Source organism: Candidatus Symbiopectobacterium sp. 'North America' (assembly GCF_015762685.1).
Classification (GTDB): Bacteria; Pseudomonadota; Gammaproteobacteria; order Enterobacterales; family Enterobacteriaceae; genus Symbiopectobacterium.
The window spans coordinates 39,406-61,170 of record NZ_PEHF01000050.1 but is presented as its reverse complement, the minus strand read 5'-3'; the positions used below and the strand labels follow the sequence as shown (position 1 = coordinate 61,170).

The following is a 21,765-nucleotide window of genomic DNA, read 5'->3' as shown; positions in this document are numbered from 1 at the left end:
TGTTACACAACATCTCGCTGATGCTCTCTCCAGGTACGGTAACCGCGCTTATTGTTGCGCTTTGATGTCCCCGATCGTGGCCAAATCACGTTAGGGGGCATTGAGTTGAGCCAGATTGACAGCCGACATTTGTACCGCCAGATCGGTACTGTGTTTCAGGATACGCAACTGTTACGCATGAGCGTGTATGACAACATCGCGCTGGGCGATCCCCAGGCCAGTGAAGAGCAGGTTACTGCGGCTGCCAAGGCGGCGCATATTCACGAACGCATCCTGTGTTTGCCGCTCAGTTATCAATCGGTATACGGCGATGATGCCACACTGTCTGGCGGTGAGGCACAGCGGGTCAGCATTGCACGAGCACTCTTGCTACAACCCGTCGTGCTGGTGCTGGATGAGCCTACCGCGCAGGCAGATGCCGAATCAGAAGCCGCGATACAGGCTGCGTTCAATCCATTGATCGCGCATCAACGTTGTCAGGTGGTGCAGGTGATTGCCCACCGGCTGGATACCATCACGCACGCAGACAACATGTCGTGCTGTCGCATGGCCGCATTGACGTGCAAGGGAGCCATACTGATTTACTGGCCGGTGGCGGTGAATATGCGCGGCTGTGGGCAGCACAACAAGGGCAACAGGAGGCAATATGCTGTTGATGCGCCTGACCAGACTGATGGGGAAATCTCACGCGTTGCTGCTGCGTCATTATTTGCTGTGGGTGTGCAGCTATTGTCTGAGCACCGCTGTTGGCAGAGATGGATGCACAGGTTGCCACGCTCACAGAAACCTATGACGATGAACTGGATATCTTTCTTGCCGATGGGCGTTATCAGTTTGTCTCATCTATCGCTAATCAGGTGGTGATTCGCCGCAGCAATGTCTCCGCGACGCTCACCGATAAAATTGACCGTGTGGTACTGCATCGCTTTTTCGGCATTCCGATTTTCCTGTTGGTGATGTACCTGATGTTTATCTTCACCATCAAAGTGGGGAGTGCATTTATCGACTTTTTCGATCAGTTTGTCGGCGCGCTGCTGGTTGATGGATTAGGGACGCTGCTGCGTGCTATTAACACGCCAGAGTGGCTGGCGACGCTAGTGGCAGATGGCATTGGCGGGGGGATCCAAACGGTTTCTACCTTTATTCCGGTTATCGGCTGCCTCTATCTCTTCCTCTCCTATCTTGAAGATTCCGGGTACATGGCGCGTGCGGCGTTTGTTATGGACCGCTTCATGCGCAGCATTGGGCTTCTGGGCAAAGCGTTCGTGCCCTTGATTGTCGGCTTTGGTTGTAATGTGCCCGCCGTTATGGCCACGCGTACCATGGAGAAGCACAGCGATCGCATCGTCACAGTGATGATGGCACCCTTTATGTCGTGCGGGGCGCGCTTACCCGTCTATGTGCTGTTTTGCAGGGGCTGACATTTGTGCTGGTGGTGCCCATCATTCGCGCCCTGCTGGATCTACGTTAGGCTGGTTCGTGCGCGCCAATACCAGCCGCCTGGGCCTGTTGCTCAGTCTGGGCGTGATGGAGATCCTCGGATTGCCAGCCCACCAGTTAACCCCCTTGTTAAGGGCGGTGATCACGCCCGTGGTTGTGGTGGTGGCAACCATTTTTTTCGACTGGAGCGTAGCGCTGTGCGCGGCGTTCGGGTGCTGCAAAATGTCTCTGCGACGCTGCCAGCCAATAGCATGACCGCCGTGGTGGGTGCATCCGGCTCAGGGAAAACCACCTTGACCAAATTGATTGCCCGTTTTTTCGATCCGGATAGCGGAGGAATTGCTATTGGGGGCATTAATGTAAAACACTTCCCGATCGTGCAACACATGAACATGATTTCGCAAGTGTTTCAGGACAATTATCTGTTTAGAGGCACCCTGCGTGAAAACCTGCTGATGGGAAACCCTGCGGCTAATGATGACACGTTGCAAAAAGTCCTGAAACTGGCGCGTTTGGACGAAGTGGTGCAGCGCTTACCGTTGGGGCTGGATAGCCGGGTTGGCGAAGGGGGAGGTTTGTTGTCGGGCGGTGAACGTCAGCGTGCCGCACTGGCGCGCGCATTGCTAAAGAATGCGCCAATCCTGCTGCTGGATGAAGCAACCGGTGCGTTGGACCCGGAAAATCAGGAAGCGATCGCTCAGGGGCTTAATGCATTGCGTGGCCGCTGTACCATGCTGGTCATCGCGCATCAGTTGCACACCATCCGCAATGCGGATCACATATTAGTGCTTGATCGCGGGCAGATTGTGGAACAGGGCAAACATCAACAGTTGTTGGCCATGAACGGACGCTACGCGGCTTTTTGGCAGGCAAAAGTGCGCGCTGAAGGATGGCGCATTGTACATCCCCGAGAAGGATAAGGAGACGATGATGTCTGAGCCTCTGTGTGATAGTCAGCATTGTGCTACGCGTTGGCCGCTGCCTGACGTTGATTTGACGGATTTGACGCTGTTCTCTCAAGGCTTTCCCCATTCCGTTTTCACGCAATTACGACAAAGTGGTGGCACGCTGTATCATCCGGTCACTCCGTTGACGCCTGATAACGAGGGTTTTTGGGTGTTCACACGCTATCAGGATATTGTACTGCTCGCCAGAGATATCGATACCTTTTCCTCGCATCGAGGCGGCGATCGTGCCGGGGGTGGAACCATGATTGAGGATCTTCTCTGCGCCGCAGGGTCGGGGACCGTATTAATATGATGGACGATCTGCGCCATAAAGCGTTGCGACGTCTGATGGCTCCGGGGATTACCCGTGGGTGCGTCGCTGCATTGGAGCCCATTCTTACTGTGGCGGCGCGTCAGGCTGTCGTGAGTGCGTTAGCCAAAGGCGAAGGCGATTTTGTGTCGGATATTGCCGCCGAACTTCCGCTGTTTGCCATCGCACATTTGGTCGGGATTCCTCCTGAAGATCGGCACCCGATCTCAGGTTGGATTAACGCGGTGCTTGATTATTCCGATCGTCAATTGGGGCAGAGCAGTGTCAGCAGTCAGCAAGGCATGCAGCAGTTTATGGCTTATGCACAGCAGTTTGTGGAACAACGCCGTCAGGTACCCGGTGATGATATTGTTTCGCTGGCGATTGCGGGAGAACTTTCCGCTGACCTGGGCAGCTTGACCCCGATGGAGCAGGTGATGGTGTTTAGCGTGGTGATGGTGGCCGGTTTGGAAACCACGCGTAATGCCGTTGCGGGCGGAATACTGGCGTTTATTCAGCATCCGGAGCAGTGGCAACTGTTACAACGAGAACCTGAGCGAATGAACCGGGCACTGGAGGAAATTTTACGCTGGACCTCTACCACGCCGTACAACCGCCGCACCGCCACGCGCGATGTTGACGTCGCGGGTAAACGCATCAAAGCCGGCGAGAAAGTGACGCTGTGGTGGGCCTCGGCCAATCACGATGAACAGCAGTTCGAAAACCCCTTCGCCTTTGATATCTGCCGGGAGAAAAATTCCCATTTGGCGTTCGGCAGCGGGGGACACGGCTGTCTGGGGGCGCAGTTGGCGACGCTGGAGATGCGGATTGTCTTTCGGGAATTGCTAAACCACATTCATGCCTTCGCATTAAACGGCCCCGTGGAGTGGGTCCGCAGCAACAAACATACCGGTATTCGGCGTATGCCTCTGCGTTACAAAGGGTTATAGCGGTAGATTGCGTCAATGCGCTCTTGTCATGAAGAGAAATAATAGCCGTTAAAAAATAACGGCCTATTTTTTGAATGAATATATTGTGTTAACGGTGTAAAAATCAGTATCTGTTCAACACGCTAAGTTACCCTCATGTCTATATTGATACCGCATCGATCGTACTCAACAATTATTCGATCACCTCCCTTATATGATTCAGAAGCGCATAGTCATCAGCTCGGCGTGCTTATTTCAGCGGCTATCGAGGGGACGCCTTTACATTGTGATAGAGGTGATGGTATTTCGGTCAAAGAACATCTTGATAGCGTATACCTCCGGGCAAAAAATAATTGTTGTGAAAGTCTTGAGTTATTACAAAATATCGCCCTTGGAAAAGGTGAAATTGCAACACTCGCCCTGGATTATCTCTGTCGTATCGTGTGCCAGGATGAAGACGGTACTGCCAACGTAGCCAAAAAGGCGCGTGCCCAGTGTCAATCGTTAATCACAGATTTCCCCCAGTGGATCAACAATACGTTTCTACAAGACCGGTTTACGTTGCTGTTCATTGCCTGCACTCGCCTCAAGGACGAAGGACTCTTTGCGGATAATATACCGGCTTTGGTGAAAGAAAAGATCATGCAACTCGATCATTTGCCCGTTAAACCGAAATGGTATACACCACACCAAGGAGAGTTTGATGCGCTAAATTACGCCACTTTCAACGACAACAACCGCCAACTGCGCTATGCATTGCCTCAAGATGGTGCCTGCCAGTTTTGGGCGGCCTTGATGCTACGAGATAGAAATGAAAATTGGTTGGAGGTCGATAAATCGATTATTTTGCAGGAAATAAAAACGACTGATTGGGAATCTAAAATACAGCTAGCGATAAAAAGTGCCATCGCTAGCATGGGCGAGATTTACGGTTATTTTCCTATCGCTGATGGGGAATGTGTTGATGCGATGATTTACAACAATACCATTGCTAACGGTTATTTTACGCTCTATTCGCCACGGGGGTGAGAGAGGCATTACCAGAAGCATTGAGGAAAATAAAATATCAGGAAAGTGGCAATGATTATTTATCTGATATGTCTTTTGAACAATGGGAAAGCTTTACCCACCTTATTTCTGAAAATCTGATTCAACAATTGAGTATCAACGCGCGTGACAGCACATTGCCCTATGCTGAGTGCAATGTCGAACAGGCGCATTACAATGTGATCGTTGCCGCAGATGACCGCTTTCCTCGAGCCTAGTTTCAACTATGCTTGAAGGATAAAAAGCGATTTTTTATGAATGATGTCATCACATTATTCTGTTGCTTATTATATTGATGTTAACAATGTGAGTTGCATCACATTCTGACGAGATGGGGTGTTTATCCATATAAATAGCAGGAAACTGCATTTCTCGTTGTCCGCCCCAAGATTACCCTTTCTTGGATTTTTTACTGAAAAATCACCCTACTTAGACAATAAACGTAAGCTGAAAAAATAACTTCCATCGGCAGATGACGCGGCAGCGTTATGTGGAATACCGCATCACGGGTAAGTCACTGTGGCGCAGTTCCTTGGCAAATGGTGAGTAACGAGGCTGAAAATGATGAAAAAACGTCTTCTCTGTGGCGTAGTGTCCTCCCTGCTGTTGGGCATGTCGCTTATCGCAACACCAGTCTATGCAGAACAAAAAACGGTCGTGAATATCGCAAAAGTGGATGGCATGCCCTGGTTCAACCGCATGGGCGAAGGTGTCGTTCAGGCAGGTAAAGATTTCAATGTCAACGCGACCCAGATGGAGCCAGCCAGTACCGATGCGCCGCAACAGGTCAAAATCATCGAGGATCTGATAGCCAGCAAAGTCAATGCTATTACAATCGTGCCGAATGATGCCAACGTGCTGGAACCCGTGTTCAAGAAAGCGCGTGATGGCGGCATCGTGGTGTTGACCAACGAATCACTGGGGCAGCCCAGTGCCAACTGGGATGTGGAAATCATTGATAACCAAAAATTCGCTGCGGAATACGTGGAGCAGATGGCGAAACGTATGAGAGAAAAAGGGGGCTACGTCATCTATGTGGGCAGCCTGACGGTGCCGCAGCATAACCTGTGGGCTGATTTGCTGGTGAAATACCAGAAAGAGCATTATCCCGACATGTTTGAAGTCACCAAGCGTATGTCGGTGGCGGAAAGCGTAGATGATTCGCGTCGCACTACGCTGGATTTGATGTGCGCCTATCTGGATATGAAAGCTGTGGTTTCCTTCGGTTCAAACGGCCCCATCGGTGCCGGGCGTGCGGTGCAGGAGAAACGCGCGAAAAATAAAGTGGCGGTGTACGGCATGATGATCCCGTCGCAAGCGGCTTCGCTGATCAAAAGCGGCGATATCACTGCGGGCATTACCTACGATCCTGCCAGTGCAGGCTATGCGTTAGCGGCGGTTGCGAGCACGCTGCTTAACGGTGAAGCGATCGCCGAGGGGTTCTCAGTTGAAAATCTCGGCAAAGCGGATGTAGATAACGAAAAACGTATCATTAGTTTCCATAAAGTGCTGCTGGTGACTAAAGAAAATATCGATACGCTTTATTGATTATGCTTATTCGGGGCGCCCCGCTTTCCTGTTTGCCAGGGGGTGTTATGGAACCATTCCTGTCCCTGAGCCATGTCAGTAAAACGTTTCATGGCACGCGTGCGCTCAATGATATTTTGCTCACCTTTATGCCGGGCGAAGTGCACTGCCTCGCCGGACAAAACGGCTACGGCAAGTCGACGCTCATCAAGATAATACCAGCCGGATGCCAAGGCGCGCATTGCGCTGGGCGGTAAAATCTGGCCTAAATTGACGCCAGGTGCATCAGTGGCGCAGGGCATCCAGGTGATTTATCAGAACTTATCACTGTTTCCTAATTTGAGCATTTGGAAAAACATCGTTATCAACCACTATCACCACGGCCTGCTGGTGAAACGCAAGGCGCTGCGCCAGATCGCAGAGCGCGCGCTGGCGAGCATCAACGTCAACTTACCGCTCGATGCGCAGGTGGAGTCGCTCTCGATTGCGCGCTGCCAACTGGTGGCGATCTGCCGGGCGTTAGCGCAGGATGCCAGGCTGATCATTATGGATGAACCCAACGCCTCCTTGACGCATCAGGAAGTGGAAGGGTTGCTGCACGTGGTGCGCCAACTGCGTGGTGTTTGTTAGCCACCGGTTGGAAGAGGTCATGGCGGTATCCGATCGTATCACTGTGCTAAAAGACGGCAATCTGGTGGGAACCTATCCCACCAACGAAATGAGTACGCGCCAGCTCGGCATGTTGATGACCGGGCAAGCTTTTGACTACAACATTCGCGAACCCTGGCAGGGTGATGCGGCTCGCAAGGTGCTGGAGGTGCGGCAGCTCAGCCGCGTGGGCGAGTACCGTGATATCTCGTTTTCGCTCGGCGCAGGGGAAATTGTTTCCATCATCGGACTGCTGGGCGCGGGGCGCACCGAGCTCTGCCTGAGTCTGTTTGGTATGACGCACCCTGACAGCGGAGAGATACGCATCGACGGTCAAACGGTGCAGTTGCGCAGCAACCGTGACGCACTGCGCTAAGGCATTGGCTATGTGTCGGAAGACCGTATGTCACGCGGGTTGGTGATGGCGCAGTCCATTGAGGACAACATTATCAGCACCATTTTCGATAAGGTGCGCAATGCTTGCGGGCTGATCCGCAAAAAACAGGTACAGGCGGTAGTGAACCGGCTGATCGCCTCGCTGAGTATCAAAGCCCCCGATCCACGCTTGCCGGTGAGCACGCTGTCGGGAGGCAACGCGCAGCGCATTTCCATTGCCAAATGGCTGGCCATCGATCCACGGGTACTGATTCTGGACAGTCCCACGGTCAGCGTCTATATCGCCAATAAAGCCGGGATTTATCACATCATCAGCGAACTTGCTGCGCAAGGGATCGCCATCCTGATGATCTGTGATGATCTGGATGAAGCCTGGTATCAAAGTCATCGTATCCTGGTGATGAAACAGGGGGAAATCCATCATACGTTCACCCCGGGCACCAGTAACCCCACGGGGATTGCCGGAGTTGTAAATGGCTGATTTAAAAAATTATCGGCATGAAGTCTGGCTGGCGTTGCTGATTCTGGTACTGTTTATCGGACTGGCCTGGCGTAGCGATGAATTTCTGACGCTGGGGAATTTGTACGATTTGGTCAACAACTACGCCATGTTGACTATTCTGGCCTGCGGACTGTTCATGGTGCTGATTTCCGGAGGGATTGATATCTCGTTTCCTGCCATGGCAATCATCGCGCAGTATGTGATGGTGCTGATACTGCGCGATATCGGTGGCAATTTTGTCGTGGCTTACCTGATTGCCGGCGGTGTGGGCATCCTGCTTGGCAGCGAGAATGCCATTCTGGTTAATCGGCTGCGGGTGCCTTCCATCATCATTACCATCTCCACGCTGAACATCTTTTACGGTCTGCTGCTGTGGTTTAGCAAAGGGGTGTGGCTGTACGACTTCCCCGCATGGTTTGAGTCAGGCTTTATGCTATTCAAGTACACTGATGCTGATGGTTACGACTATGGGCTGGGGTTGCCCATGCTCACCATGTTCGCGGTGCTGGCGTTGACCGCTTTTATCATGAATTTCACCACCGTTGGACGCAAGATTTATGCCTTGGGTGGAAATCGTGAATCGGCCAGTCGCCTTGGATTTAGCGTATTGCTGCTGCAATGGTTTGTTTATGGCTATATGGGACTGATGTCCGGTGTGGCGGGCGTAGTGCAATCCTGGACGGTGCGCACCGTCGCCCCGGACTCACTGCTGGGCTACGAATTGACGGTGCTGGCTGCGGTGGTGCTAGGCGGCACTAGCCTGGTGGGTGGGCGTGGCACGCTTATCGGTACCGTGCTCGGGGTGATCCTGCTGGCAGTGTTGCAGAATGGACTCAATTTGCTGGGCGTCTTTTCCTATTGGCAGACCTTGATCACCGGTATCATCATTGTGGTCAGCATCAGTGCCACTGCGTGGAGCCAGCACCAAAATCGGAGTCTGCTATGAAGATATCGCTGCGCGAGAACGTAGAAACCTACCTGATGGGCTTGCTGGTGCTGACAGTGATTGGGTTTAGCATCACCATGTTGGAGGTGTTTTGGTCGGTCAATAATTTTCAGTCCATCGCCTCGCAGATACCGGTTCTCGGTATATTAACGCTGGCGATGGCTGTCACCATGCTGTGCGGTGGCATCAAACTGTCGATTATTTCGACGGCGAATGCCTGCTCGTTAGTGATGGCATGGGTGGCGGTCAGCTACCCGCCGTCGCTGTTGACCATGGTTGCCACGCTGGCGGCGGGCGTTGGGGCGGCGGCGATGATTGGTCTGTGTAACGGCGTGTTGATTGCGGGCCTCAGTGTGTCGCCGATCCTGGCGACGCTTGGTATGATGACGTTGCTCAAGGGGATCAATATTTTGATTACCGGCGGCAGCGCCATTGCCAATTATCCCGAATGGGTGCTGTGGTTAAATCGCGCACAGTGGTTTGGTGTGCCGCTCCCGATGTGGCTGTTTGTGGTAGTTGCCATCGGGCTATGGCTGGTGCTGGAGCGCAGCACGCTGGGCAGGGCGATTTATCTTATCGGCTCCAATGAGCGCGCCACCGGGTATTCCGGCATCAATACGCGCCGGGTGCTGCTGTGGGTGTATGTGATTTCCGCAGTGTTGTGCGCCGTGGCGGCATTTTTAATGATGTCGAAACTCAATTCTGCCAAAGCCTCTTACGGGGAGTCTTATCTGTTGACCTCCATTCTGGCGGTGGTGCTTGGCGCTGGCCAGTCGTGGGGCAGTTCGGTGGCAATAGTGAGAACATCTCCGTGGCGTGTCACACCCAGCAGCGTTTCGACAATCAGGCGATAGGCCCAGCCCGCCGAACCGGTATACCAACTCCAGCCGCCGCGCCCGGTATGGGATTCGACGCTGTAGATATCCGCTGTCATCACATAGGGTTCGACTTTATAGCGCGCCGCAGTGTGCGGGGTCAGACTGTGGTTGATAGGATTGATCATCGACCAAAGCTCCCAGGCGCGCGCCCGATTGCCGCTGTGCGCAAACGCCATGATCGCCCAAATCGCACCGTGGGTGTACTGTCCGCCGTTTTCCCGCACGCCGGGCACGTAGCCTTGAATGTATCCCGGGTTTGGCCCGTTGCCATTAAATGGGGCGGGGCAGTAGTTGAATGAAGCCGGTGTTCTGATTGACCAGGTAGGTATCCAACGCCCTCATGGCCTGTGCACTGCGTTGCGGGTTACCTGCGCCTGACAGCACCGACCAGCTTTGGGCAATGGCATCGATCAGATTCATGCCATCGTTCCAGTCCCCGGCCCCCATCAGGGGCAAACCGTGGCGACCGGTGGCAAGCCCGTGCTTGATAGCGCGCACGCTGTGTTGCCATAGCGTTTCAGACTGCGCACTGACCACTGGCTGCTCGTAGGCTGACTCTTCACCGGGAAGCAGTTGCCGTCCTTCCAGATAGGGCACCGTCTGTTCCAGAATGGACAGATCGCCCGTGGTTTCCACGTAGTGGCATAGCGCCAGAGGCAACCACAGATAATCATCCGAGCAGCGGGTGCGCACCCCATTGCCCAAAGGTGGATGCCACCAGTGTTGTACATCCCCGTCAATAAACTGGCGTGAGGCACAGACTAAAAGTTGATCGCGTAGTCGCTCGGGGGCGGCATGGCTGAGTGCCAGCGTGTCCTGAAGCTGATCGCGAAAGCCGAAGGCACCGCCGGATTGGTAATAACCGCTGCGCGCCATGATGCGACACGCCAGCGTCTGGTACAGCAGCCAGCCGTTGGCTAACAGATTAACGGCGGCATCGGGCGTATTGACGATGACCTTATCAAGCATCTGGTACCAATAACGGTGTACGTCGGCCAACTCGCCCTGGGCGGCGGTTTTATTCAGGTAACGCGCGATCAGCGCTTCAGCTTCCTGCGGGTTGTTACCCATGCCGAGCGCGAACACTAGCGTTTGCCGATCGCCATCGATCAACGTGACAACGGACTGCACGGCGGCACAGGGATCGATCCCCGCTCCGGTTTTCTCCGACAGCGTGCCATGGGCTATGGCTGCCGGGCGATAACGCGATCCGTTGCGTCCGAGAAACTCACGCCGATCGACTGTAAAGGAACACTGCGCGCCGCTGACGGAGAAAAACGCCGTTTGCTCCGAACCGTTGCTGACGTAATGGTTAGTGGCCAGAATTCCGCAGCCTTTGTGCACGTTGGCCGGACGCGTCGCTACATGCAGCGCGCTGGAAAGACGAGAAACGCTAAGCACCCATTCAACGTAGCCAGTTTCGGAAAGCTTGCGTGTACCGCCTGAACGGTTGTGAAGGGTGAGCATAGCGAGTTTCACCGGGGCATCCAGCGTGACCAGTACGGTTAATTCGCTGTCAATACCGGTTTCGCGATGGGCAAATACACTATAGCCAAAGCCGTGACGCGATAGGTAAGCCCCCTGACCGCGTAGGGGGAGCGTGGTTGGCGACTATACAGCACTGCTCTCTTCATCACGCAAGTAAAAGGACTCCCCAGAGCGGTCGCTGATCGGATCGTTTTCCCACGGCGTTAACCCGTATTCATGGGCATTTTCATACCAGGTGTAGGCTTGTCCCGCTTCTGAAACGACGCTGCCGAACAGGGCGTTAGCCAGCACATTCGACCAGGGGGCGGGGGTCGTGTCACCCTCGTTCAACACGATGTGGTATTCCCGGCCATCCTCTGAGAATCCCCCGAGACCATTGAAAAATTGCAGGTTGTGCGTGTCGGGATGCCAGGGATGATAGTGCGCGCTATCTCCTGTCGCTCGAGCTATTCGCGTGGTTTGAGGAGCAACGGTACCGGACAGTTTTTGGGTCAACTGTGTCGATAGGTCACCAGCACGATCGTCGAGCAAAATATGCGCCACGCTCATCAACAGCAGGCGATCCTCGGCGGAGAGCTGTTCACCGTTGCGCACGAAGATGCCGCCCGACTTGTCGATTTGATTGCCTTCTGCGCAGGCGGTGATCAGGTTGATAATGCGGTGATGCAGTTCCTGCTGGTAGCCACCCTGACGGGTGTTGAGGATAACCATATCCACCTTCAGGCCTTTTAGCCGCCAGTAGTGGTGCATCTGAACCAATGTGGCGATCAACGTCATGCTTTCATCGCTGGTGACTGTCAACAGCACAATCGGCACGTCGCCAGAAATTCCCCATCCCCACAGATCCGATTGCCCTCGACGGTTACGCGTGATGACGTGCCCTTCGGCGCGTTATTTTCAACTCTGAATCCCACGCTGAGCCGGTTGGTAGTGACATTGTAGAGAAACGCAAAATCCATCTGGGCGTGTTGGTGCAGACGCTGTTCGATGTCTGCCATCAGGCTAAGCTGTGCGTGTACTGCGTGCACGGTGTCTGCGTCAGGCGTTCCCGAACCGGCAGGGCTGGCCTGAGCCAGCCAGGAGAACGACGGTAACCGGGCGTCGCCCCAGTCCACTGGCAACCAGCCAAGCAGTGTCGACCAGGCGTCGCACAGCGCACTCAACTGTTGATGAAGGCGTTCAACCCAGCGCTGAACCTGCTCCTCATTCGCATGGCACAGGTTGAGTAATCGACTGGCGAGGTCGCGCATGTGCACCAGTTCGCCAAATAAGGCCGTGGGTGAGAGTGAGGCAGCGCGAGTACAGTGGCGCAGCGTGGTTGGCGCATTCCGGCCCCAGAGCCTGACCAGAATCCGCCGCGTATCATCAAGACCGGCCACAACCTGTGCGGCATCAAAAACCGGCTGATCACGCAGTGAGCGCATGGCCGCGTGCAGCGTGAGCAGGTGACCGGCCATATTGTCACTGTCAACGCTGGAGATGTAGCGCAGGGCCAGCGGGGTTAGCGTGCGAGTGTCGTACCAGTTATACAAATGTCCGCGATAATGCTCCAGTTTGTCCAGCGTATCCAGGGTGGATGCGATGCGTGTCAGAGCGCCTTCCAGCGGCAGATAGCCGAAATCACGGGCAGTCAGCGTTGCCATCAGCGACAGACCAATGTTGGTGGGTGAAGAGCGATGACCGCGTGCGGCGTTTCCTGATAATTGTCCTGCGGCAGCCAGTTGTCGTCTGCGGTGACAGAGGTATCGAAAAATGCCCAGATTTTTCGGCTGTTTTGTCGCAGTCGTCTTTGCTGCCTGCTCGTCAGCACCGTTCGCTGGCGTTGTGGTTCGCGGCTCATCCAGCTCATCAGTAGCGGTGTGAGACACCAGAGCGCCCCAAGAGGCAGTGCCACCGCCAGCGACAGGGGCGCAAACTGTGCGCTAAGCAGCGGAAGTGCCAGTCCTGTCGCTACGTTGAGCCACATGGCGCGGTAAAAACGCCCTGGCGTCGTCTCGCGTTGCGCGTTGCACTGTGCAAAGGGGGTCCATTGATTAAGATTACGTCGGCTGACACCCAGTCGCCATAGGGTGATGGCGATGGCGTGTAGCGAATACCCTGCGCGGTGCGGCAGAGTGAGAATCTCGATGCCCATACGCAGTAAGCGTTGGCGTGCGCCGCGAATCACTAACCGCACATGCTGCTCGAACGGACGTCTCCGAGGCTTGCTGATGATGTCCTGAAACGTGGACAGCAGCGTGGGCAGCAGTACTGTCAACGTTAACGCTGACAGCCAATAGGCCTTGTTGGGCACGACTAACAGGGCGCAGAGTAACAGTGTTAAAAATGCAGGCGGTACCAGGCTGCGGCGCAAATTATCGAGCAGTTTCCAACGTGAAAGCAGGCTCAATGGGTTTTTACTGTGCGAGCCATCAGCACGCCTTACCTGGGGCTTCAGCCAGTTAAGTAATTGCCAGTCGTCCCGAATCCATCGTGTGCGGCGTGCCACATAGGTCAGATAATGGTTCGGGTACTGTTCATACAGCAGCACGTCGCTGACCAGTCCTGAACGGGCATAACAGCCTTCGAGCAGATCGTGGCTTAGCACCAAATCTTCCGGACATACCTGTTGCGTTGCGGCAATAAAGGTATCCACATCGTAGATACCTTTGCCAATAAAAGAGCCTTCGCCAAACAGATCCTGATAAATGTCGGATGACATCATGGTGTAGGGATCGTTACCCGCCGCACCGCTGAACAATGGGGCATAACGACCTTGCCCGTAACGGGGGATCTCCTCTGCCATTCCCGACTGCAAAATACCATAGCCTTCAACCACACGCTGGCAGGCAGGATCGTACTGCGGATGGTTTAGCGGATGTGCCAGCGTTGCAATCAGTTTGTGTGCGGTGTCGCGTGGCTGCACGGTATCGCAATCCAGCGTGATGACATATTTGATCGTGTTTACCGGGCCCGTTGCGTTACCGACAATGTGAGAAAATTGCCCTTCGGGATGGCGCAGCCAGTGGTTTAACAGGGCCAGTTTGCCGCGCTTTCGCTCATACCCCATCCATACCTCTTGTTTTGGATTCCAGGCGTGGGCGCGGTGCAGCAGATAAAAGGCCGGATCGCTGTCACGAGCATAGCGGCGGTTGAGTGCGTGGGTTTGTTCGTCTACCCATGCCAGGAGATCGTTGTGCTCCTGTGTGCCAGGGGTGGTACTGTCAACAAAATAAGTGAGCAGCGCAAAATAGAGGTGCGCACTGGTGTTCGCCAGATAGCACACTTCGAGTCGCTTGAGCAGTTTACGGATACTCTCGCGGTTGGTCAGCAGGCAGGGGATCACCACCATACTACTGAATGCGGCGGGTATCTCGCGGGAAAAATCCATGCGGGGCAACGGCGTAGGTGTGCAGCAACGCGTGGTTGCTTCACTCAGCAGGAAAGTGGCTAACTGACTGGCGACCAACATCAGCGGCACGGCCAACAGCCACAGCATCCAGCCCATGCCCTGTTCGTGGGTTTTAAGCAGTAAATGGGCGGTGAACGCCGTGGTGAGCAGGCTAAGACGAAAGCAGCGGGATCTGATTAAAACCGTCTCGTAATCGCGCCAGCCATGAAATGTCGGTTGCCAGCTGTTGCTCCAGCCGCGCTCTTCCATCGCCAATCAAGTAGTAGCCCACATGGTGAGCGGTGGTACTGGCATCCCCCTCGCGTGCCAGAGCAAGCACCTGCTGCGCAATCTCTCCCTCGCTGTGGCGGCTATGGCGGGCAAGCATCTCAATCACATGGCAATAGTGATCCCGAGTGTCAAAATGCATTTCGGGATAGACGCCCGCAGGGTCCTGTTGCAGCGTCCGGTCAACCAGACTCATTGCCTCAGTGAAATCGGCCCAGTGGGTTTCACTCAGTAACCGCAACCCGTTAATGCTGTTACTGACGAAAAGCTGCTGGGCGGCGAGTTGCTGACTAAAGCGCTGCGTTAGTGCATCAGCGGTAGTGCCGTTATTCGCCAGTTGCTGTTCTAACCACGTCAGCGGCAGCATCAGCAGATGGCCTAGCCCCTGCAAGCGGCGTACTAACTCGGCCACAAAGGCGCTGTCTAATGGCGGTTTGGCACGGGCCAAATCGGCAATCAACATCACCAATTCTGATTGGCGTTGTTCGGCACAGGCGACAAGCTTGCTCACCCAGCGCTCCGCTAACTGACGTGCCTGTTGGGTGTTTGGCACCTCAATGCTGACGCGGCGCAAATTTTCAATCAATGCCAGGCGTCGCATACCGGGCAATGCCCAGAGTTCTCCCAAGGTGAGTGGAGCCACCTCTTGATAGGCGACGATAAAATGACTGAGGCTCTCTTTGTCCCAACGCCCATCACCGTGGGCGATAATTTCGGTGGCAATGTCATAAATACGTGGGCGACGGTGGGGAGGGAGTAAAACAGGTAGCCCTTTGCCAAAATCCTTGGGTAAGTGGTGCCTCACCAGACGGATTTGCTCTTCAATCAGATAGTAATTATCCAGTAACCATTCCCCTGCGGGCGTAATGCTGGCTTTATCGGCGGCACTAAGCATCGAGCAATGCCGCGTGATGACTGCTTCATTCTCATCCAGACGCCGGGTTAAATGGTAAGACATTGATGTGGAAGATAGTTTATGGGATTGTGCCAGCGTTTTTCCGTACTGTGCCATCTGTGCACTTGAGAAAAGTGCTGCCTTCAGAGGGTCACCATCTGCGTCTGGCGTTGCAGACCACGCTGGGGACGGTTGCCGTTGCTTTGTGAAGGAGGAAAACCATTGCGTTAAACGTATTTTCATCAGATAGCTCATCAACATTAAAGTCTACACTGCGGCCAAATTGATTTTAGTATAGATTAAATATCGATTTATTGGTCTTTATGCGATATTAAACTCTGTTATTGTAACTTGCGTTGACTTTATTGACTGATTATTAGTTTGATGCAAAGTAATAGCGAAAGTGGTCATGAATTCAATTCATAACGCTATTGCACTTTTCAGGGATTAATCAGGCGCTACCCGTCAGGTAGGATGCGAGAGTACGCTGGCTCTTCTGATGGCCTTGGCGCTAACTGCTTAGTGAATAAACATGAATCAACTGCAACAACCCGTTACCCGCAAACGATTACAACAGGGCGGATGGGGGTTTATTGTCATCCTCAGCGCTTTGATGGCTTTCACTTCACTTTCTACCGATATCTATCTGCCTGCGATGCCAGTGATGGGCAGCGATCTGTACGGTAACGCTGAATTAACCATCACCGGATTTCTGGTGGGTTTTGCCATTGCGCAGTTAATTTGGGGCCCGATCAGCGATCGCATTGGGCGACGTCGGCCGCTGTTTATCTGCATGGTGCTGTTTGTGATTGGCTCTATCGGTTGCGCTCGTTCCAGTGCTATTGAGCAGATTGTATTCTGGCGTGTGTTTCAGGCGCTGGGGGCCTGTACCGGGCCGATGTTGGCGCGCGCGATGATCCGCGATCTGTTTGCCCGTACGCGTGCCGCCCATATGCTTTCCACGTTGGTGGTGGTGATGGCGATTGCGCCGATTGTTGGCCCGCTACTGGGCGGGCAGATTATTCGTGTCAGTACCTGGCCGATGATTTTCTGGCTGCTGGCAGTGATAGGCATTGCGATGTTTATTTCTTTGTTGTGGCTGCCGGAAACGTTGCCGGTAGACAAGCGCGTCAATGCTTCATTTACCGATGCGTTTCGCAACTATTTTTCTTTGTTGAAAAAACCAACCTATCGCCGATTTACCCTGTGCGTGACCTTTTATTATGTCTCGGCCTATGCGTTTATTGCGGGATCGCCATTGGTCTATATCCGTTATTACGGCATTGATCCGCAGCACTATGGCTGGCTTTTTGCGGTGAATATCATCGGGGTGATGGCCCTAAGTCTGGTCAATCGCAAATTGGTACAGCACCTTACGCTGGAAATATTAGTAAAATACGCCACGCGGATCGCGGCGTTGGCCATGCTGGTTATGGCGGCGGCCGTCAAGATACAGTGGGGCGGTAGTCTGGCTATCGTGGTGTTGGTGTTTATTTTCTTCTCCATGAACGGCATCGTGGCTGCAACCTCCACCGCCGCTGCACTGGACGCAGTGCCGACCATGACCGGTTCGGCCTCGGCGTTGATCGGCGCATTACAATACGGCAGCGGTATTATCTCATCGCTGTTGCTGGCGTGGTTAAGTGATGGTACGCCGTGGACTATGGCATGGATTATGGCGTTGTTTACCGCCGCCAGTGCAGCGATGGTGGTCGGCGTCGGTGCTAAACCGGTATCAGATGACTAATGCTAAGGGACGAGGGATGAATGTTATTTTCGATATGGATGGCACGCTGATTGATTCTGTGCCGGGCATACGCGCCAGTCTCGCCTACGCACTGGATCAGCAAGGGCACCGTTTGGCCGAAGAAACAGACATCACCGCCTTGATTGGGCCACCGATGGATCAGATTGTCGCGGCGCTGCTGGCGCCGTTTGGAGACGATCGCGTGGCGCAGACAGTGGCGATCTATCGTGAACATTATGGCCGCGTCGGATTACTTCAGGGATTGATGTACCCCGGCATTCAGCAGGTGCTTCAGACGCTGCACGCCGAGGGGCATCACCTGTTTATCGCCACCTCAAAACGACAACCCTTTGCGGAACGAATACTGGCGCGTATCGGCATCAGCGCGCTGTTTGACGAGATTCTAGGTACACCGTGGGATGGCAGCATAGACGATAAGCTATTGCTGGTCGCACATCTGCTCGGCAAGCAGGGGTTACTGCCTTCTTCATCGGTCATGGTAGGCGATCGTAAAGAAGATATTGTTAGCGCGCAGCATAACGACTTGTTGTCGAGTGGTGCACAGTGGGGCTATGGTTCGCAGCAAGAGTTGACCAGCAGCGGCGCAGATCGGTTGTGCCAATGGCCTGCGGATTTTCTTCCTGCTATTCATGCGTTAATGACGACGTCCACACGCTAGTATCGGAGCAAGGTCACGGTCTGAAATATAGCCTTAGGACTCCGGTTCAAAGGCGTGAATGCGGCTCAAGCCGTAGTGAATTTTGCCGAACACAAGTCCATTGTACGGTTATTATAGCGTTTGAGGCACGGCCTCTGCGATGATGGCTGCGCCGGATTCCATTACCGGCCCCTTGCTTAAGGCGGCGTTGAGTAAATAGCCTGTTCGTCATCAACTGAACGCCTGGCCCGAGATAAAACATCTCGCACCAGGCGGCTTTCGGTTTAGTTTAACCGTGCCAACGCGGGCAAGGTGTCCGTGCCATCGTCAACGCGGAACTGAGCCACGGTGCGCGACAATCCCTGAGCCTGATCGCTGAGCGATTTGGCGGCGGCCAGTGCTTCTTGTACCAGTGCGGCGTTTTGCTCTGTGCTTTGATCCATCTGCGCGACCGCCGGGTTGACCTGCTCGATACCTGAGCTTTGTTCTGCGCTGGCTGCGCTGATTTCGGCAACGGTGGCCGTTACGCGTTGCACGCTATCTACCACTTCGCTCATGGTGACACCGGCGCGTTTCACCAGTGTGGTGCCTTTGTCCACTTTGGATACCGAGTCATTGATCAGACTCTTGATCTCCTTGGCGGCTGACGCGGAGCGCTGTGCCAGCGTGCGCACTTCGGTGGCGACCACGGCAAAACCGCGCCCTTGCTCACCGGCGCGCGCTGCTTCAACGGCGGCGTTTAACGCTAGGATATTGGTCTAAAAGGCAATGCTGTCAATCACCCCGATAATGTCCACCACTTTACGTGATGAACCGTTGATAGAGTCCATGGTATTCACTACTTGTTTAACAACAGCACCGCCGCGAACAGCGACGTTGGAGGCTGACTGCGCCAACGTGTTGGCGTTGCGGGCATTCTCAGCGTTGTCATGCACTGTCGAGGTGAGTTGTTCCATCGCGGCAGCGGTTTCCTGCAACGCACTGGCTTGCGATTCGGTGCGTGATGAAAGGTCTTCGTTGCCTGAAGCAATTTGCATCGATGCGGTGGTAATGGAGTGGGTGCTGCTGCGTTCCTGGCTCACCAAATAGGCCAATTTGTCGCGCATAGCGCTGATGGCAAACAAAATGTTGCCGTCGTCGCCAGGACGCGTTTGCACTTCAACGGTTAGGTTACCGTCGGCGATTTCACGTACCACCTCGACCGCGTATTGCGGCTCGCCACCCAATTGACGCAGCAACGTGCGCAGCATGTTCCAGGCCAACAGCGTGGTGGCGAGTATCAATACGGCAACGAGCGCCGGCAGCAGCAGCGCATTGCGCCAGAACGTTTGCTGAATATCATCAATATAGTCGCCCGTGCCGATAATCCAGTCGAAGGGTTCGAAGCGCGTGATGCCGTAGAGTTTATCGACCAAGCCTTCGGTACCGGGGCGCATGCCCTTACCTGAGGTGAACGCCAGCGTTTGGCCCTGCTGGGCCGCCTGCTTAAGCGCATCACGATTACGCACGCCGGATTCCCGGCCGCCATTGGCATCAACAATACCGACGCGTTTCGCATCAGGGTGAACGTAGTTCACGTCATCGCTGTAGCCGAGTAAGAAGAAATAACGCGTATCTTTATGAAAACTGCCAATGGCACGTTTTGCTTCAGCCATTGCTTCGTCATGACTGATCAGACCCGCTTTTTCCCGGTTATACGCTTTTTGTGCGGAGGCTTGCGCTAACTCAACCAGCGTTGTCAGGTGGCTGGTGCGCTCTTTCATCAGCGAAGAATAGAGTGTATTCAACGCGACAGCAGATAAAATCAAAAGACCCAATAGTGTTGCGCCGCAAAGCAGCATAATCCGAGTGCGTAGTTTCATGGTGTAGTCTCTTCTCTCATTTTCAAGCAAATCAAGCGTCACACTAGGCGCTGGCATAGTGTTTCAATAAGGAAATGACGGCGTTGTTCAAGCGTGCAATCTGAAGATGTAGGAAGGGAGGGCTGGCTTACCAACCGCCCATCCTTGGCCGCCGCAGATAACATTTACAACGTGGTACCCTTACACCACCTGTCGTTTTATTAGGCAGATAAGTCCATATTATTTATTGGTTTTCCTTATTAATACCTCTATCGGCACGGTAACCTGCTTCTTTATAGAAAAATGGCCTTATGCCGGTTTAGTACCATACTTATACTGTCTATGGATAGCGTTGCTATGGCGTAGATGGATTTTATCATTATGAAATAATTGAATATTTAGCATTCTAATTAACGAAAAGTGGCAATGAATTTATTTATTTCATGGCTCGGGTTAATGCGCTTTATAACCGCTATTTGCTGTGAATACGTTATTTTTCCACATTACAAAAAATACACGACGTGCGCTTTATGCTGAATATTTGCGTATGAATGATATTTATATTTGTGCCTTATGTGGATTGCCTCCGGAATTAACTTTTTTGGCGTGGAGCCTCGGATAAGGCACGATCGCGGTTCATATAATGAGGAGCTAAAACAATGTTTGAAACACTTAACAGAGCCGAATCACTCTCTGCCGAGGCTATTGCACAGCAATTCAAAGCGTTGGATCAGGTTATGGCGATTGCGAAGTTTGATCTCGATGGCGGGTTATGTCACGCCAATCAAAACTATCTTTCGCTGTTTGGTTACCGTGACGATGAGATTTTGGGTTGGGATCACCGCCAATTTTGCTTTCCCACATTTGCCAATAGCCCTGTATATGCAGCGTTTTGGGACAGTTTGCGTCAAGGTGCGTCCCATTCCGATCTGGTTGAGCGTCAGCGCCGCGATGGAGCACAACTTTGGCTTGAAGCGACCTATATTCCGGTGCGGTGCGGTGCGGTGCGAGAGCGGTGAGGTGCAGCATATTCTGAAAATTGCCATGAATGTCAGCGCCAGAGTCCAGCTCGAGCATGACCAAAATGAACGGCTGAGGCGTTTATCGCTGGTGCCTGATGCAACGGATACTGCCGTGCTGATCAGCGACGCGCAATGGTAGATTATCTATGTCAACGTTGGTTTCGTGCATATGTTTGGTTGGACGGCAGACGAAGCCATAGGGCGAATGCCGATAGCGTTGATTTCGCCCCAACAAGATAGTGTGATGGTGGAGGAGTTGCGTGCCATTTTGCGCTCTGGCAAGTCGTTTGAGCGGGAAGAGGTTCTGGCCGGAAAACACGGTCAGCGTTATTGGGCAAAAGTGATCTCGAATCCGGTGATGAACGCAGAGGGAAGCCTATTGTACACCGTATCGACGCTGACCGATATTACAAGCGCCAAGATGCATGAGGTGCTACAGCATCAGGCGCTGGAAGCGCTGGTGGCAGAGCGTCCGCTGACGGAAGTGCTTAATCTGATGTGCCGCGAAGTGGAGCGCATCGCGCCAGATATCGCGGCCACCATTCTGGAGGTGGATAATTACGGCAAACTGCATCCGCTGGCAGGGCCCAGTATGCCCGATGCCTATTCTCAGGCGCTGGATGGCAGCTCCATAGGGCCAAAAGCCGGGGCCTGTGGCACCGCAGCGTTTCGCAACGACGTGGTGATTGTGGATGACATCGCCACGGATCCGCTCTGGGACGGTTATCGTCAGTTGATCCTGCCGCTCGGTTACATAGGCTGTTGGTCTACGCCGGTACGCAACAACCATGGGCAGGTTATTGCCACCTTCGCGCCTCTATTTTCGCACGCCGCGCAACACCAGGGCGAGAACGTTTCATCAGGGCCTAATCGACGCCTGTACTAA

18 protein-coding genes and 2 pseudogenes are annotated in these 21,765 nt (G+C 53.7%); 17 read left to right on the top strand and 3 right to left on the bottom strand.

Going from position 1 to position 21,765, the window contains the following annotated elements; translation table 11 throughout:
* Positions 1-51: 51 nt before the first annotated feature.
* From CS369_RS11400 to CS369_RS11345, 12 genes and pseudogenes are all read left to right on the top strand, one after another.
* Positions 52-864, top strand: coding sequence for an ATP-binding cassette domain-containing protein (locus CS369_RS11400; RefSeq protein ID WP_196907174.1), 813 nt, complete (start codon positions 52-54; stop codon positions 862-864).
* Positions 756-1,421, top strand: coding sequence for a nucleoside recognition domain-containing protein (locus CS369_RS11395; protein ID WP_244664958.1), 666 nt, complete (start codon positions 756-758; stop codon positions 1,419-1,421). The genes CS369_RS11400 and CS369_RS11395 overlap by 109 nt, the downstream gene beginning before the upstream one ends.
* Before the next feature lie 58 nt (positions 1,422-1,479).
* The gene (locus CS369_RS23560) at positions 1,480-1,695 is read left to right on the top strand and encodes a hypothetical protein (protein ID WP_244664952.1); all 216 of its coding nucleotides are present in this window, start codon (positions 1,480-1,482) and stop codon (positions 1,693-1,695) included.
* Positions 1,653-2,360 carry an ATP-binding cassette domain-containing protein gene (locus CS369_RS11390; RefSeq protein WP_244664951.1) on the top strand — a complete coding sequence of 236 codons (708 nt, stop codon included), beginning with the start codon at positions 1,653-1,655 and terminating at the stop codon, positions 2,358-2,360. The genes CS369_RS23560 and CS369_RS11390 overlap by 43 nt, the downstream gene beginning before the upstream one ends.
* A gap of 7 nt (positions 2,361-2,367) precedes the next feature.
* Positions 2,368-2,700: a hypothetical protein gene (locus CS369_RS11385; RefSeq protein ID WP_196907173.1), complete on the top strand. Its 333-nt coding sequence runs from the start codon at positions 2,368-2,370 to the stop codon at positions 2,698-2,700.
* Complete coding sequence (locus CS369_RS11380) at positions 2,697-3,647, top strand: cytochrome P450 (protein ID WP_196907172.1); 951 nt, start codon at positions 2,697-2,699, stop codon at positions 3,645-3,647. The genes CS369_RS11385 and CS369_RS11380 overlap by 4 nt, the downstream gene beginning before the upstream one ends.
* Before the next feature lie 225 nt (positions 3,648-3,872).
* Positions 3,873-4,655, top strand: coding sequence for a hypothetical protein (locus CS369_RS11375; protein WP_196907171.1), 783 nt, complete (start codon positions 3,873-3,875; stop codon positions 4,653-4,655).
* Entirely contained in the window at positions 4,652-4,891 is a 240-nt protein-coding gene (locus tag CS369_RS11370; RefSeq protein ID WP_196907170.1) for a hypothetical protein, read from the top strand. The genes CS369_RS11375 and CS369_RS11370 overlap by 4 nt, the downstream gene beginning before the upstream one ends.
* 346 nt (positions 4,892-5,237) lie before the next feature.
* Positions 5,238-6,221: an autoinducer 2 ABC transporter substrate-binding protein gene (locus CS369_RS11365; protein ID WP_196907187.1), complete on the top strand. Its 984-nt coding sequence runs from the start codon at positions 5,238-5,240 to the stop codon at positions 6,219-6,221.
* Positions 6,222-6,268: 47 nt separating this feature from the next.
* Positions 6,269-7,725, top strand: a pseudogene (locus tag CS369_RS24610) (sugar ABC transporter ATP-binding protein).
* Positions 7,718-8,692, top strand: a complete 975-nt coding sequence (locus CS369_RS11350; RefSeq protein ID WP_196907168.1) for an ABC transporter permease — start codon at positions 7,718-7,720, stop codon at positions 8,690-8,692. Before CS369_RS24610 ends, CS369_RS11350 begins: the two are co-directional and overlap by 8 nt.
* Positions 8,689-9,546, top strand: a complete 858-nt coding sequence (locus CS369_RS11345) for an ABC transporter permease (protein WP_196907167.1) — start codon at positions 8,689-8,691, stop codon at positions 9,544-9,546. Before CS369_RS11350 ends, CS369_RS11345 begins: the two co-directional genes overlap by 4 nt.
* On the opposite strand, the pseudogene CS369_RS11340 reads toward CS369_RS11345, so the two are convergent.
* Positions 9,462-15,854, bottom strand: a pseudogene (locus CS369_RS11340) (GH36-type glycosyl hydrolase domain-containing protein); the annotation flags it as partial. The gene CS369_RS11345 and the pseudogene CS369_RS11340 sit on opposite strands and share 85 nt — an antisense overlap.
* Positions 15,855-16,143: 289 nt before the next feature.
* On the opposite strand from CS369_RS11340, the gene CS369_RS11335 reads away from it, so the two are divergent.
* Together CS369_RS11335 and CS369_RS11330 are read left to right on the top strand one after the other, a co-directional pair.
* Positions 16,144-17,358, top strand: a complete 1,215-nt coding sequence (locus CS369_RS11335) for a multidrug effflux MFS transporter (protein ID WP_196907166.1) — start codon at positions 16,144-16,146, stop codon at positions 17,356-17,358.
* A 16-nt stretch (positions 17,359-17,374) separates the two neighbouring features.
* The gene (locus CS369_RS11330; protein WP_196907165.1) at positions 17,375-18,037 is read left to right on the top strand and encodes an HAD hydrolase-like protein; all 663 of its coding nucleotides are present in this window, start codon (positions 17,375-17,377) and stop codon (positions 18,035-18,037) included.
* 263 nt (positions 18,038-18,300) lie between these two features.
* Here CS369_RS11330 and CS369_RS24605 read toward each other — a convergent pair whose 3' ends face one another.
* Both CS369_RS24605 and CS369_RS11325 read right to left on the bottom strand, forming a co-directional pair.
* Positions 18,301-18,768 carry a methyl-accepting chemotaxis protein gene (locus CS369_RS24605; RefSeq protein ID WP_280514773.1) on the bottom strand — a complete coding sequence of 156 codons (468 nt, stop codon included), beginning with the start codon at positions 18,766-18,768 and terminating at the stop codon, positions 18,301-18,303.
* Between the two features lie 6 nt (positions 18,769-18,774).
* Positions 18,775-19,878: a cache domain-containing protein gene (locus tag CS369_RS11325; RefSeq protein ID WP_280514770.1), complete on the bottom strand. Its 1,104-nt coding sequence runs from the start codon at positions 19,876-19,878 to the stop codon at positions 18,775-18,777.
* A gap of 638 nt (positions 19,879-20,516) precedes the next feature.
* On the opposite strand from CS369_RS11325, the gene CS369_RS11320 reads away from it, so the two are divergent.
* From CS369_RS11320 to CS369_RS11310, 3 genes are read left to right on the top strand one after another with little or no spacing between them, the layout of a single operon-like run.
* Positions 20,517-20,876, top strand: coding sequence for a PAS domain-containing protein (locus tag CS369_RS11320; RefSeq protein WP_196907164.1), 360 nt, complete (start codon positions 20,517-20,519; stop codon positions 20,874-20,876).
* Between the two features lies 1 nt (position 20,877).
* Entirely contained in the window at positions 20,878-21,018 is a 141-nt protein-coding gene (locus CS369_RS11315; RefSeq protein ID WP_196907163.1) for a hypothetical protein, read from the top strand.
* Complete coding sequence (locus tag CS369_RS11310; RefSeq protein WP_307833691.1) at positions 21,019-21,765, top strand: PAS domain S-box protein; 747 nt, start codon at positions 21,019-21,021, stop codon at positions 21,763-21,765.

What these genes read in the sequence shown, in the direction of transcription:
- CS369_RS11395 (WP_244664958.1), top strand. Translation starts at nt 756, where the DNA reads ATGGATGCACAGGTTGCCACGCTCACAGAAACCTATGACGATGAACTG.
- CS369_RS11385 (WP_196907173.1), top strand. Translation starts at nt 2,368, where the DNA reads ATGATGTCTGAGCCTCTGTGTGATAGTCAGCATTGTGCTACGCGTTGG.
- CS369_RS11380 (WP_196907172.1), top strand. Translation starts at nt 2,697, where the DNA reads ATGATGGACGATCTGCGCCATAAAGCGTTGCGACGTCTGATGGCTCCG.
- CS369_RS11365 (WP_196907187.1), top strand. Translation starts at nt 5,238, where the DNA reads ATGAAAAAACGTCTTCTCTGTGGCGTAGTGTCCTCCCTGCTGTTGGGC.
- CS369_RS11350 (WP_196907168.1), top strand. Translation starts at nt 7,718, where the DNA reads ATGGCTGATTTAAAAAATTATCGGCATGAAGTCTGGCTGGCGTTGCTG.
- CS369_RS11345 (WP_196907167.1), top strand. Translation starts at nt 8,689, where the DNA reads ATGAAGATATCGCTGCGCGAGAACGTAGAAACCTACCTGATGGGCTTG.
- CS369_RS11335 (WP_196907166.1), top strand. Translation starts at nt 16,144, where the DNA reads ATGAATCAACTGCAACAACCCGTTACCCGCAAACGATTACAACAGGGC.
- CS369_RS11330 (WP_196907165.1), top strand. Translation starts at nt 17,375, where the DNA reads ATGAATGTTATTTTCGATATGGATGGCACGCTGATTGATTCTGTGCCG.
- CS369_RS11325 (WP_280514770.1), bottom strand. Translation starts at nt 19,878, where the DNA reads ATGAAACTACGCACTCGGATTATGCTGCTTTGCGGCGCAACACTATTG.
- CS369_RS11320 (WP_196907164.1), top strand. Translation starts at nt 20,517, where the DNA reads ATGTTTGAAACACTTAACAGAGCCGAATCACTCTCTGCCGAGGCTATT.